Annotated in this window: 15 protein-coding genes; 2 read left to right on the plus strand and 13 right to left on the minus strand. The window is 65.2% G+C overall.

The window, feature by feature from the left end; translation table 11 throughout:
• Positions 1–219 precede the first annotated feature (219 nt).
• The gene (locus tag PHI64_RS14295) at positions 220–870 is read left to right on the plus strand and encodes a PEP-CTERM sorting domain-containing protein (protein ID WP_299883941.1); all 651 of its coding nucleotides are present in this window, start codon (positions 220–222) and stop codon (positions 868–870) included.
• 83 nt (positions 871–953) lie between these two features.
• Here the strand turns inward: PHI64_RS14295 and PHI64_RS14300 are convergent, their stop codons facing one another.
• The 10 genes from PHI64_RS14300 to PHI64_RS14345 form a co-directional block, all read right to left on the minus strand.
• A complete protein-coding gene (locus PHI64_RS14300; protein ID WP_299883943.1) occupies positions 954–1400 on the minus strand; it encodes a MaoC family dehydratase in 447 nt (148 codons plus the stop codon).
• A 125-nt stretch (positions 1401–1525) separates the two neighbouring features.
• On the minus strand, positions 1526–2140 hold the full coding sequence (ureG, locus tag PHI64_RS14305) for an urease accessory protein UreG (protein ID WP_299883945.1): 615 nt from the start codon (positions 2138–2140) through the stop codon (positions 1526–1528).
• Positions 2141–2181: 41 nt separating this feature from the next.
• A complete protein-coding gene (locus PHI64_RS14310) occupies positions 2182–3462 on the minus strand; it encodes a patatin-like phospholipase family protein (RefSeq protein ID WP_299883947.1) in 1281 nt (426 codons plus the stop codon).
• A 4-nt stretch (positions 3463–3466) separates the two neighbouring features.
• On the minus strand, positions 3467–4168 hold the full coding sequence (locus PHI64_RS14315) for an urease accessory UreF family protein (protein ID WP_299883949.1): 702 nt from the start codon (positions 4166–4168) through the stop codon (positions 3467–3469).
• A gap of 106 nt (positions 4169–4274) precedes the next feature.
• On the minus strand, positions 4275–4751 hold the full coding sequence (ureE, locus tag PHI64_RS14320) for an urease accessory protein UreE (RefSeq protein WP_299883951.1): 477 nt from the start codon (positions 4749–4751) through the stop codon (positions 4275–4277).
• A 158-nt stretch (positions 4752–4909) separates the two neighbouring features.
• Complete coding sequence (locus PHI64_RS14325; protein ID WP_299883953.1) at positions 4910–5365, minus strand: hypothetical protein; 456 nt, start codon at positions 5363–5365, stop codon at positions 4910–4912.
• 22 nt (positions 5366–5387) lie between these two features.
• A complete protein-coding gene (gene ureC, locus PHI64_RS14330) occupies positions 5388–7088 on the minus strand; it encodes an urease subunit alpha (RefSeq protein WP_299883955.1) in 1701 nt (566 codons plus the stop codon).
• 126 nt (positions 7089–7214) lie between these two features.
• Positions 7215–7520: an urease subunit beta gene (locus PHI64_RS14335; protein WP_299883957.1), complete on the minus strand. Its 306-nt coding sequence runs from the start codon at positions 7518–7520 to the stop codon at positions 7215–7217.
• A 9-nt stretch (positions 7521–7529) separates the two neighbouring features.
• Positions 7530–7832 (minus strand): urease subunit gamma, encoded by a 303-nt coding sequence (gene ureA / locus PHI64_RS14340; RefSeq protein WP_299883959.1) that lies wholly within the window; start codon positions 7830–7832, stop codon positions 7530–7532.
• 67 nt (positions 7833–7899) lie between these two features.
• Entirely contained in the window at positions 7900–8784 is an 885-nt protein-coding gene (locus PHI64_RS14345) for an urease accessory protein UreD (RefSeq protein WP_299883961.1), read from the minus strand.
• A 140-nt stretch (positions 8785–8924) separates the two neighbouring features.
• Between PHI64_RS14345 and PHI64_RS14350 the strand changes: the two genes are divergently transcribed.
• The gene (locus tag PHI64_RS14350; protein ID WP_299883963.1) at positions 8925–9506 is read left to right on the plus strand and encodes a hypothetical protein; all 582 of its coding nucleotides are present in this window, start codon (positions 8925–8927) and stop codon (positions 9504–9506) included.
• A gap of 14 nt (positions 9507–9520) precedes the next feature.
• On the opposite strand, the gene urtE is transcribed toward PHI64_RS14350, so the two are convergent.
• The 3 genes from urtE to urtC form a co-directional block, all read right to left on the minus strand.
• Positions 9521–10213 carry an urea ABC transporter ATP-binding subunit UrtE gene (urtE, locus tag PHI64_RS14355; RefSeq protein WP_299883965.1) on the minus strand — a complete coding sequence of 231 codons (693 nt, stop codon included), beginning with the start codon at positions 10211–10213 and terminating at the stop codon, positions 9521–9523.
• 101 nt (positions 10214–10314) lie between these two features.
• Complete coding sequence (urtD, locus tag PHI64_RS14360; RefSeq protein ID WP_299883967.1) at positions 10315–11166, minus strand: urea ABC transporter ATP-binding protein UrtD; 852 nt, start codon at positions 11164–11166, stop codon at positions 10315–10317.
• A 2-nt stretch (positions 11167–11168) separates the two neighbouring features.
• Positions 11169–12380: an urea ABC transporter permease subunit UrtC gene (gene urtC / locus PHI64_RS14365; protein WP_299883969.1), complete on the minus strand. Its 1212-nt coding sequence runs from the start codon at positions 12378–12380 to the stop codon at positions 11169–11171.
• Positions 12381–12388: the final 8 nt, after the last annotated feature.

Below are 12388 nucleotides of genomic sequence, written 5' to 3' on the forward strand. Positions count from 1 at the left end.
TGGAAGTAAGGCAGGCCACGTCTCAATGCCCTGATGGAAGGCACGGCTGCCCCGTGTATTCGGTGTCGACCATTTTTACACATGGACAGGAAGGCCATGCCCAATACGCCCGGACAGCCGCGCCGGCGCTGGGAAATTCACAAAGGGTATGTAAATTGCATCAATCCGGAACTGACGGGGTCGCACCCCTTGCGACCGTCATTTTCAGGACAGGAAAGCATGTTGAACCCGCTGCGCACCCTTAAGAACTCAAAATCCCGACTTGCAGGCGGCATCTGCAGCCTTCTCATCGCTTGCGCATCCCATCAGGCCCAGGCGAGCCTGATCCAGCTGGACGCCAGCCAGAGCCAGGTGACCTACAGCAGCACCTTCGTGATCTGCGACGCCTTCGGCTGTGCCCCTCCGGCTCCGCAAACCTTCACGCTGTCGGGCGCCCTGCAGGTGGACGTGCAGAGAAAGACATTCACCGTCGGCTTCCTCCCGACCGACCCGACCATCGAGGTGGACCTGATTCAATTCACCCCTGTCGCACTCAACCTCAATGGCGCGGACGCCCTGGGTTTCTCCTTCCCGACCTTTGTCGGGATCCTGAACGGCAATACCTACGTGGGCAAGGAAGACCCCTGCACCCTGATGCTCCTCCAGGGCGTGAGCTGCATGTCCATGGGCAGCTTCGGTGATTTCGAGGCCACCTATGACGGGCATACCCTGAGCGTGGAAGGCACCGACCCCAACAATGGCATCTTCGATTCGTTCCGCTATCGCTTTGTCGGTCAGAGCATCGCCAGCCAGACCGTGCCCGAACCCGGGGGCCTGGCACTCACGGCCCTGGCCGGACTCGCCGCAATCCGGCGGCGCCGGCAGCGCTGAGCGGGCCTGGCGCAAAGCCTGATCCCATATGACAGGGGCCGATACGCATATCGGCCCCCGCGGTCACACGATGTCGAAGACGCTCAGCGCTTCGGCACCATGATCTCCGCTTCGCCTTCCAGCACCACCTTGCCCTTCACCGTGCACACGGTGTCGAACTTGGCCTTGCGCTTTTCGGGGGTGAGTTCCTTGATGGTGCAGCGGGCCACCACGGTGTCGCCAATCTTGACCGGCGCCTTGAACTTGAGGGTCTGAGAAAGGTAGATGGAGCCCGGCCCGGGGAACTTGGTGCCGAACACGGTGGAGATGAAGCCGGCGGACAGCATGCCGTGGGCAATACGGCCCCCGAACATGCTGGCGGCGGCCAGCTCTTCATTGACGTGCACGGGGTTGAAGTCGCCGGTGACGCCGGCAAAGGCCAGGATGTCAGCCTCGGTCACGGTGCGTGCATAAACACCGCTCTGCCCCACCGCCAGGTCTTCGAACTTGGCGCCGTAAAACTCTTCGAAGTCGTTTGTCTGCTCGCTCATTGCTGCTCCCTTTGCGCGTGTTATTGGATAGGGTGAAGCCGTGTGGCCCAAGGCACATCAACAGCCTGCCCGGGACACTTCCGCAGCATACCGCAAAGCCGTGACGGCTTTGAGACGGCAAGCGCTCAAGCGCCCACCAGCAGGCCCTGTTTTTCGATGAAGGCGATGATCTCGGCGAGACCCTGGCCGGTCTTGAGGTTGCTGAAGATGAAGGGGCGCTCGCCGCGCATCTTCTTCGCGTCCCGGTCCATCACTTCCAGGGACGCCCCCACCAGCGGCGCCAGGTCGATCTTGTTGATCACCAGCAGGTCGCTCTTGGTGATGCCCGGGCCGCCCTTGCGCGGAATCTTGTCGCCGGCCGACACGTCGATCACGTAGATCGTCAGGTCGGACAGCTCAGGGGAGAAGGTGGCCGCCAGGTTGTCGCCGCCGGATTCCACAAAGATCAGCTCCACGTCGGGAAACAGGCGGATCAGCCGGTCCACCGCCTCCAGGTTGATGGAGGCGTCCTCGCGGATTGCGGTGTGGGGGCAGCCGCCGGTCTCCACACCGATGATACGCTCGGGCGTGAGAGCTTCATTGCGCACCAGAAACTGGGCGTCCTCGGCGGTATAGATGTCGTTGGTCACCACGCACAGGTCGTACTTTTGCCGCAGTGCCTGGCACAGGGCCAGGGTCAGGGCGGTCTTGCCGGAGCCGACGGGGCCGCCGATGCCGACGCGGAGGGGTTGGCCTTTCATGGAATGTCCTTGTGAGGTCTTGTCTGTGGATTCGGGAGGGGTCAGCGGGTAACAAGGGCCTGCCACTGGCGGGCCAGCCCGGCATCGTCGAGCAGCCCTTCCAGGGCGGCCGGCGCGGGCCAGGCGGGGTTGGGATAGGAGAAGGCGCACACCTCGTTCATGCAGGCGTGGGGGCGGATCAGCTCGCCGGCCACAGCGGCCCGATGGGCAGCGGCAATGCCCTCGGCCATCAGGGCGTCGATGAAGTCCGGGTCCCGGTCGAGCTTGGAGGCGTAGTCGAGGCGGTACGGGGCCAGGGGACCTTCGTCCCGCTGGCCAAGGCGCACGAAGGAGACGGTCACCGGTTTGTAGTCGGCCAGCGGGCCCTCCAGCTTCGGCAGCTCGGCCAGCTCGAAGGCGATGCGATTGACCACGTCGATGGCGCGCAGCTCCTGGGCCAGGGACAGGTTGCCGGCCAGCTCGTTGCGCCGGTCGGCCTGCTCGTCGGGCGTCAGGGGGCCGGTGTCGGGCCCCTCATAGCGGTTCGGATTGATCTGGATGACCCACAGCAGGTCGGGCTTGCAGTCCCGCGGGCGGCCGATGAAGAAGTCATTGATGGGCGGGTTCTGGGAATACAGGCCATCCCAGAAATAGCGGGCCTCCCGCCGGCCCGTACCGTCACGACTGTCCACAATGAGGGGCTGGGCCACGAAGAGCTCGGGGATGCAAGCGCTGGCCAGGAGTTCATCAAGACGCAGGCCATCGGCCGGCCGGTCGGGGAAAGTACGGAAGGCGGTCTGGGGTTCGCCATCGGGATTGACCACATCCACCGCCCCCACAAACAGATCCAGCCCCGGCCGGCCGGTGAAGCGGTCGGCGTGATCGGGCACGCCGGTCACGGCACGCAGGTCGTCCTTCATGCGCGACTGCACCAGGGATGACATGAACGGCGAAGGCGGCAGGCTCACCGATGGCAGGTAGTCCTGCCAGGCCGCCAGGGCCCGGCTGGTGGCGTTGCTGAAATACTCGCCCCACCAGAAGGCCAGCTTGCCCCGGGGGTCCAGGCTGGCCTTGTTGCGGTTCCAGTAGCGCAATACCCGGCGCGCGCCTTCGGCCCAGCTGCCGTCCGGCGCCTCGCTCCAGGCCATGGCCGCGGTGATGGCGCCGCCCGAAGTGCCCGACAGGCCCACCAGCTCGAACCAGCGCCCCTCCTCACCCTGGCTGCGGAAATGCTCGAAGGACAGGAAGAGGTAGGCCAGCACGCCTGCCGTAAAGGCGGTGTGGGCACCGCCGCCTTGGCAGGCGATGGCGAGTCGGGGAACGCGGCGGCTTGCAGTTGGCATGGTGTCAGGATCGGAAAAGCCGGGAATACTGGACCTCGTGCTGCGAACTGGCAATGGCCAGCCCGGGCTGAAAATTGCACCACGCCTCGGGCGGCAGGCTCAGCGCCTCGGCCACCCGCGCCGGCACCGCCTCGGCCAGCGTCGACAGCAGCCGCTGCCCGGCGGCCTGCCCCAGGGGCACGGCCTTGACCGCCGCCATCACCTGATTCTCGATCCACGCCCAGGCATAGCCGTTGAGGGCCGGCTCGGGCGCAACGCCCCAGGCCACCGCCGCCGCAGCCCACACGGTGGGAAAGACCGGCTCATGGAGGGCCCTCAGGCGCTCGACCCAGCCCGGCAGATCACGAAAGGCCGGCAGATCACGAAAGGCCGGCAGATCCACCAGCAGCCGCACCAGGGAATAGCCCATCTGCACGGTTTCGGCCCGCAACTCGGAAGTCTCCCGGCTGGCCAGGCACTGGGCGTTGAGTTCGCCCACGGCGGCCTTGTCCCCCTGCTGCCAGGCCACCATCAGGCGTGCGAGCAGCGGCAGTTCGTAACGGCCAAAGGCCCCGGCGAGAGCATCGCCGATCCACTCGCCCACCTGGGCTTCGGTCTTCACCGCCCCGGTATCCACCACCCACTCCAGCCCCTGGGAATAGGTGTAGGCCCCCACCGGCAAGGCCGGGCTGACCAGCTGCATCAGGCGGATCAGCGGCAGGCTCATGACTCACGCGCCCGCCTGAGTGGGGTCAGCCCCCGGCCTACCGCAGCTTCCCGTGGGGTCGAATGATGCTGCCCCCATGAGGTGGGCTTTGAACTGGACTCACAGCTCATTTGTACTGGTGAATCTTCGCCTCGGTAGCGCCCCGCTCCGCATGGTGGTGACCATGGGCGTAAGCGCCTGCTTCAGGCTCGAAGGGTGCCGACAGGGCATGCACCTCAGCCCCCAGCCCCGTGAGCATGGTCTTCAGCACATGATCCGTCTGGATGCGCAGCCAGCCCTCACCCACCTGCACCGCCACATGGCGGTTGCCCAGGTGATAGGCCACCCGGGCCAGGGCGAAGGCATCGGCACAGCGCGCCTCCAGCAGATCTTCCGGCGCCGACACCACCTCCACCACCCGCCCGTCCTGGGCCAGCAGGCGGTCACCGCCGCGCAGGATGGTGCCCCGGGGCAGGAACATTCCCACCTCCTCCCCGCCCACCAACTGGGTGCGCAGGCGGCTCTTGGTGCGGGCATCGAAGTTGAGTTCAAGACGCGCGGCCGGGGCCACGTCACCGGTGTAGAGGGATTCGATCAGGAGCAAGATTCAGCTTTCCTTGTTTAGTTTATTGAGGCCCCTGCTTTTACGGACAGCGGTGAAGGTCACTGCTGCACCCGCAAGGTGCGAGCCCCATGTGTGAGCCCGGATTGCAACACTGGCTGCGGTATTACCGTGACACAAGGGTTCTATCAGCAACACGGTCAACTCTCCGTACTGTCCAAGCGTGCCAGAAGCCGTCCGTTGCGACGCACCGAAAGCGCATTCAATATGCCGATAGAAAATAAGAGCGACACAATCCCGATTTCAATTGCGTTCATAGGGTCAGGAATCATCGCGGGTATTGCAAACAGTGCACCAACAAAAAACATCACCCATGCCTTGTTACGTGCTCGGCTTACCATGGAGACAAGCGAACCCGTCAGCTTTCCTCGCCCTTGGTCTCGCCAAGCAAGCAGCCCCTCCGGCTCACCTCGGGCAGACATTCGGACCAGCGCAGGCACATCCTGCCACTGCCCCTCCTCTGGCTTGTCGATCATCAAGAGGCTCCATTCCTTGCGCCCATCGTATTCCACCGAGAAAGCCCAAGCCTCATCTCTTCCAATAATGCTCCGTGAAACATCAAATACCCGGAGATAGCCCAACTTCAGAACAGTCACATTTGTCATAGTGACCGAAAGTCTAAAACAGGAAATACCTCTGGGCCATGGGCAGCACGCTGGCCGGTTCGCAGGTGAGGACTTCGCCTGCAGCCCGCACCTCGTAGGTTTCGGGGTCGACGCTGATCTCGCCCTGCCAGTTGTTGAGGATCATGGATGACTTGGTGACGCCGCGGATGTTGCGCACGGCTTCGAGGGGCTTCTGGAGGCGGAGTTCCTCCAGGTTGCCGCTGGCCAGGGCGGCCTGGGAGACGAAGGTGAGGGAGGTTTTGAGGCCGCCACCGAAGGCGCCGAACATGGGCTTGTAGTGCACCGGCTGGGGCGTGGGGATGGACGCGTTGGCGTCGCCCATGGCGGCGGCGGCGATCATGCCGCCCTTGAGGATGAGGCTGGGCTTGACGCCGAAGAAGGCGGGCTTCCAGATCACCAGATCGGCCAGCTTGCCCGGCTCGATGGAGCCCACCACGTGGCTGATGCCGTGGGTGATGGCCGGGTTGATGGTGTACTTGGCAATGTAGCGGCGGGCGCGGAAGTTGTCGCTCCTGGCCGTGTCGCCGGGCAGCGCGCCGCGCTGGACCTTCATCTTGTGGGCGGTCTGCCAGGTGCGGATGACCACCTCGCCCACCCGGCCCATGGCCTGGGAGTCAGACGAGAACATGGACAGGGCGCCGATATCGTGGAGGATGTCCTCGGCGGCGATGGTCTCGCGGCGGATGCGGCTCTCGGCGAAGGCCACGTCCTCGGCGATGGCCGGGTCCAGGTGGTGGCACACCATCAACATGTCCAGGTGCTCGTCGATGGTGTTGATGGTGTAGGGCCGGGTCGGGTTGGTGGAGCTGGGCAACACGTTGGGCAGGCCGGCCAGCTTGACGATGTCCGGCGCATGGCCGCCACCCGCCCCTTCGGTGTGGAAGGTGTGGATGCTGCGGCCCTTGAAGGCGGCGGCGGTGGCCTCCACGAAACCCGCCTCGTTGAGGGTGTCGGAGTGGATGGCCACCTGGATGTCCATCTCCTCGGCAACGGTCAGACAGTTGTCGATGGCCGCCGGGGTGGTGCCCCAGTCTTCGTGCAGCTTGAGGCCGATGACGCCGGCCTCCACCTGCTCGCGCAAGGGCTCGGGCAGGCTGGCATTGCCCTTGCCGAGAAAGCCCAGATTCATGGGGAAGGCGTCCGCCGCCTGCAGCATGCGGGCGATGTGCCAGGGCCCCGGGGTGCAGGTGGTGGCGTAGGTGCCGGTGGCCGGGCCGGTGCCGCCGCCAATCATGGTGGTCACGCCGCTCATCAGGGCCTCTTCGATCTGCTGGGGGCAGATGAAGTGGATGTGGGTGTCGATGCCGCCGGCGGTGACGATCATGCCTTCGCCGGCAATGACTTCGGTGGCCGCGCCAATGGCGATGGTCACCCCGGGCTGGATGTCCGGGTTGCCGGCCTTGCCGATGGCGCTGATACGCCCGCCCTTGATGCCGATGTCGGCCTTGACCACGCCCCAGTGGTCGAGGATCAGGGCGTTGGTGATGACGGTGTCGGCCACTTCCGCCGCCAGGCGCTGGCCCTGCCCCATGCCGTCGCGGATCACCTTGCCGCCGCCAAATTTCACTTCCTCGCCGTAGAGGGTGAAGTCCTTCTCCACTTCGATCCACAGCTCGGTGTCGGCCAGGCGCACCCGGTCGCCCACGGTGGGGCCAAACATTTCCGCATAGGCGCGGCGCGAGATCTTTGCCATGTCAGGCCTCCAGGTGGATTGAGGGGCGATGCCGATCCCGTGGGGTCGAATTCATTCGACCTCGGTGGTGGATCGACGTGTGCTGGTCGAATGAATTCGACCCCACAACAACTGCGTACCTGCCGCTCATAACGCCCCCATGACCTGCCCGTTGAAACCAAAGACCTTGCGGTCTCCCGCCAGGGCCACCAGCTCGACCGTGCGGGTCTGGCCGGGCTCGAAGCGCACGGCGGTGCCGGCGGCGATGTTGAGCCGGTAGCCCCGCGCCGCGGCCCGGTCAAAATCCAGGGCCAGGTTGGTCTCGGCGAAGTGGTAGTGGGAGCCCACCTGGATCGGGCGGTCGCCGGTGTTGGCCACCGTGATGGTCAGGGTGGCGCGGCCGACGTTGAGCTCCAGCTCGCCGTCAAGGGTGTCGATTTCACCGGGGATCATGATTGCGCCTCACACAATGGGCTGATGGACGGTGACGAGCTTGGTGCCGTCGGGAAAGGTGGCCTCCACCTGGATGTCCGGAATCATCTCCGGCACGCCTTCCATCACGTCGGCGCGGGTCAGCAGGGTAGTGCCGTAGTTCATCAGTTCGGCCACGGTACGGCCGTCGCGGGCCCCTTCGAGGACGGCGGCGCTGATGTAGGCCACGGCCTCGGGGTAGTTGAGCTTGAGGCCGCGGGCCTTGCGCCGCTCGGCCAGCAGGCCGGCGGTGAAGATCAGCAGCTTGTCTTTCTCGCGGGGGGTCAGTTCCATAGTGAATCCTTCCTTTCGTGTCAGTGTGGGGCACCGGCCGGCAGCTGGCCATCCGCGCCCGTGAATATCAGGTATGCCAGATCCGGGGCACCGCTGCCGGGCGCCCCACGATGGCCGGGCGCAGCACCGCCCAAAGGGCGACGAACCAGGCCCGGGCCGCCTCGGCCGACGGCCCCAGGTAGCGGGCCACCAGCAGGTCGGGCAGACGAGTCACGGCGCCCTCCCCCACCTGCGGCCGAATTGCCCGGCAGGCCTCCAGCAGGCTCCCATCGAGCGCTTCAGACGCCACCAGCAGGCTGCCGGTGACCGGCTGCCCGCACAGGCCCACCGGCGAATCCAGCAGGCGCGAGCCCCCTTCGATCAGCCCCTGCTCGCTCCAGATCAGCCGGCCATCCCGCTCGATGCGCGACGCCAGCCGCAGCTGCCCGCGGGTCAGGCGCTCGCCGGACGCGGTACGGCCGAGGCACAGCAGATCCAGCCCGATGAAGGTGGCGTCGCCGGCCAGACGCCCGACGGTCTCGGTGCGCCCATTCACCCGGGCGAAAACAATGCTCTCCTGGGGCAGCCACTCCAACACCCCGCCCGCCCCCACCTCGAAGTCCAGGCGCTGGGTGGCCAGCGGGCCATTGCTGCGATACCACTTGCCGGCCCCCGGCGTGGTGATCAGGGCCTTCGCCCCCTCGCCCACCCGCACCTGCACCGTCAACGCATCCCCCCCGGCGATCCCTGCCGGCGGGTGCAGCATCAGGGCGTGGCACACCTCCGGGCCCTCGGGATAGAGCGCCTTCTGCACCCTCAAGGGGCCTTCATGGCGCCTATGCACCAATACCGTGCCATGGCCAGCGCGAGCCTCGAAGCCAAGCTCCAGGCGGGCGCACCAATTGCGGGCGTTATTGTTTGATAAATCAGCGGCCTCGGAAGGCCTCACCCCGTCGGGGGAAGAAATTGTCACCAACATGGAGCATCAGACAGCAAAAGGCATGCCGGGGACGGAGATGAAGCCTGGTACGACCGCAATAACAAGGAGTCTTTTCAGAATATTTAAATTGAATATAATTCAATGGATCCAAAAACTGAATTTTCATACACTCCATGGAACATATCCGGTCATACCTTCTCAGTGCCTTCCTCCTCGTACCCGGGCTCGCGGCATCTCAAACCCCGGACGTCCGCGAGATCCCCATCCGGATCGCGGGCGGTCAGACTGTTCAGGTCAAAGTCGGGCCGCGAGGCGCCAAGCCTGCCGAAAACGAGCGCGTCAGGATCACAGCCGCCGCGATCATCATCACTCCGCCCGACACCCTCGACGGCCACCCGTCGCTGGTGTGGTCCTTTGGCCTCGAGGCCAAGACCTCCGACCCCATCACCCGGATTACCGTGGAAAACGTATTTCCCAGCGACCCGGCCGTGCTGTTGCACACCGATGAGGCCCCCCGCCTGAAAGACGGCAACTGGATCGGACAGGCGAACAATGGTGACCCCATGGCCAAACAGAATGGCTGGTTGCAGCAAAAGGGCCTGTCAGCCTTTGTCTTCCGCTTCACCCTCCGCTACCAGGACGGCACCGAAGGCGTCCTCCATCAGCTCGCGGCCTTTGGCGACGACGACAAGCGCTTCTTTCTGGACGCCACCCGGCAGGCGTCAGAGCGCTTCACCATCAAGAGCAGCCAATAAGACAGCGCAGCCCCTCACACCGACAGCATCTCCCGCACCTGCTTGGCCTCCATCTCGTCGCCGCGGCCGGCGCTGATGATCTCGCCGCGTTCCATCAGCAGGTAGTGGTCGGCCAGGGAGCGGGCGAAGTCGTAGTACTGCTCCACCAGCAGGATGGCCATCTCGCCGGTTTCGGCCAGGGCGCGGATGGCGCGTTCGATGTCCTTGATGATGGAGGGCTGGATGCCTTCGGTGGGCTCGTCGAGGATCAGCAGCCTGGGCCCCGGGGCCAGGGCGCGGCCGATGGCGAGCTGCTGCTGCTGGCCGCCCGACAGGTCGCCGCCGCGGCGCCGCATCATCTGTCTGAGCACCGGAAACATCTCGAAGATGCGGGCCGGCACCTCGCTGCCGGCGGGCCGGGTGGCGAGGCCCATCAGCAGGTTCTCCTCCACCGTGAGGCGCGGGAAGATCTCGCGCCCCTGGGGCACGTAGCCGATGCCGGCGCGCACGCGGCCATAGCTGGGCGCCCGGGTGATGTCCTCGCCGCCCAGCTGGATGCTGCCGGTGGCGGCGGGCACCAGGCCCATCAGGGTCTTGAGCAGGGTCGTCTTGCCCACCCCGTTGCGCCCGAGCAGGGTGGTGACCTTACCCATGGGCACGTCAAAGCTGACATTACGCAGGATGTGGGAGCCGCCGTAGTACTGGTTCAGGTTGGTGACGGTGAGCATTGCGTGTTCCTCTTTCAATATTCCCTTTGGGGTCGAATTCAATCGACCTCGGTGGCTCATCGACGCATGCAGGTCGAATGAATTCGACCCCACAGGCCTCGTTATCGGCCCAGATACACCTCAATGACCCGTGGATCGGCCTGCACGGTGGCCAGGTCGCCTTCGGCGAGCACCGAGCCTTCGCACAGCACCGTGACCTTGCCGCCCAGGGCTTCGACGAAAGCCATGTCGTGCTCGACGACCATCAGCGAGTGCTTGCCCTTGAGGCTCACAAAGAGTTCGGCGGTGCGCTCGGTCTCGTCGTCGGTCATGCCGGCCACGGGTTCGTCCAGCAGCAGCAGTTTCGGGTCCTGCACCAGCAGCATGCCGATCTCCAGCCACTGCTTCTGGCCGTGGGAGAGCAGGCCGGCGGGCCGGTCGGCCTGGTCGGCAAGGCGGATCTGCTTAAGGGTGTCGGCGATCTTGTCCAGGTCGTCGCCAAACAGGCGGGCAAACAGGCTCTTCTTGACCCGCTTGTCGGTTTTCAGGGCCAGCTCCAGGTTCTCGAACACCGAGTGGTTCTCGAAGATGGTGGGCTTCTGGAACTTGCGGCCGATGCCGGCGTGGGCGATCTGCGGTTCGGTGAGGCGGGTCAGGTCGATGGTCTGGCCGAAGAAGGCCTTGCCCGAGTCAGGACGGGTCTTGCCGGTGATGACATCCATCATGGTCGTCTTGCCCGCGCCGTTGGGGCCGATGATGCAGCGCAGCTCACCGGCGTCAATTTGCAGCGACAGCTTGTTGAGGGCACGGAAGCCATCAAAGCTCACCGTGATGTCGTCCAGGTAGAGCATGACCCCGTGGGAGAGGTCGAGCTCGCCGGGCTTGAGCACGTGGCCGGTGTTGGCGGCCCCGTCCCAGTGTTCCTTCTGGCCGTCGGCCGGGGCATTGCGGGAGATGGAGGATTCGACGCGCATGCTCAGGCTCCTTTGGCTGCGGTGCCGTTGGGTATTTTGGAATCGGCAGCCGGGGCGCGGGGCGCCGGTGCTGCCGCCACCTCGGCCCGGGACGCGGCGATGGCGGCCTTCTCGGCCCGGCGGGCCTTGATCTTGGCCCACAGCCCGACCACGCCCTGGGGCAGGTAGAGGGTGACGAGGATGAACAGGAGGCCCAGGAAGAACAGCCAGTATTCCGGGAAGCTGGTGGTGAACCAGGTTTTGGACAGGTTGACGATGCCCGCGCCCAGCACCGGCCCGACCAGGGTGCCGCGCCCGCCCACCGCCACCCAGATGGCGATCTCGATGGAGTTGGCCACCGACATCTCGGAGGGGTTGATGATGCCCACCTGGGGCACGTAGAGCGCACCGGCCAGACCGCACAGCATGGCCGACAGGGTCCAGATGAAGAGCTTGTAATGCACCGGGTTGTAGCCGATGAACATGACGCGGTTCTCCGAATCGCGGATGGCGGTGAGCACCTTGCCGAACTTGGAGGCAATGAGCACCTTGCCCAGGATGATTACCGCCAGCAGCAGGGCCACCGAAAGGCCGAACAGCACCAGCCGGGTTTCCGGCGCGGTGATCGAGTAGCCGAGGATGCGCTTGAAGTCGGTGAAACCGTTGTTGCCGCCGAAGCCGGTCTCGTTGCGGAAGAAGAACAGCATGGCCGCGTAGGTCATGGCCTGGGTGATGATGGAGAAATACACCCCCTTGATGCGCGAGCGAAAGGCGAAGTAGCCAAAGATCCAGGCCACCACGCCGGGCACAGCAATGGCCAGGAACAGAGCCCACAGGAAGTGATCGGAGCCGGTCCAGTACCAGGGCAGCTCCTTCCAGTCCAGGAAGACCATGAAGTCCGGCAGGTCGCTCTGGTAGCTGCCCTCGCGGCCGATCTGGCGCATCAGGTACATGCCGAAGCTGTAGCCGCCCAGAGCAAAGAACAGCCCGTGGCCCAGGCTCAGGATGCCACCAAAGCCCCAGATCAGGTCCATGGCCACCGCCACCACGGCGTAGCACAGGATCTTGCCGATCAGGGTGATGGCGTAGGTGGATACATGCAGCGGGTGGCTCTCCGGCAGCATCAGGTGGGCCACGGGGACCAGCACCCAGGCGATGAAGGCGATGGCCGCCACGGCCAGCCAGCCCCGCGGGCCGAGGCCCGCGAAGAGTTTGACGGTCAAAGGTGTGCGCATGGGCGTGC

Origin of the sequence: Zoogloea sp. (genome assembly GCF_028689785.1) — a bacterium.
In the GTDB taxonomy this organism is placed as follows: domain Bacteria; phylum Pseudomonadota; class Gammaproteobacteria; order Burkholderiales; family Rhodocyclaceae; genus Zoogloea.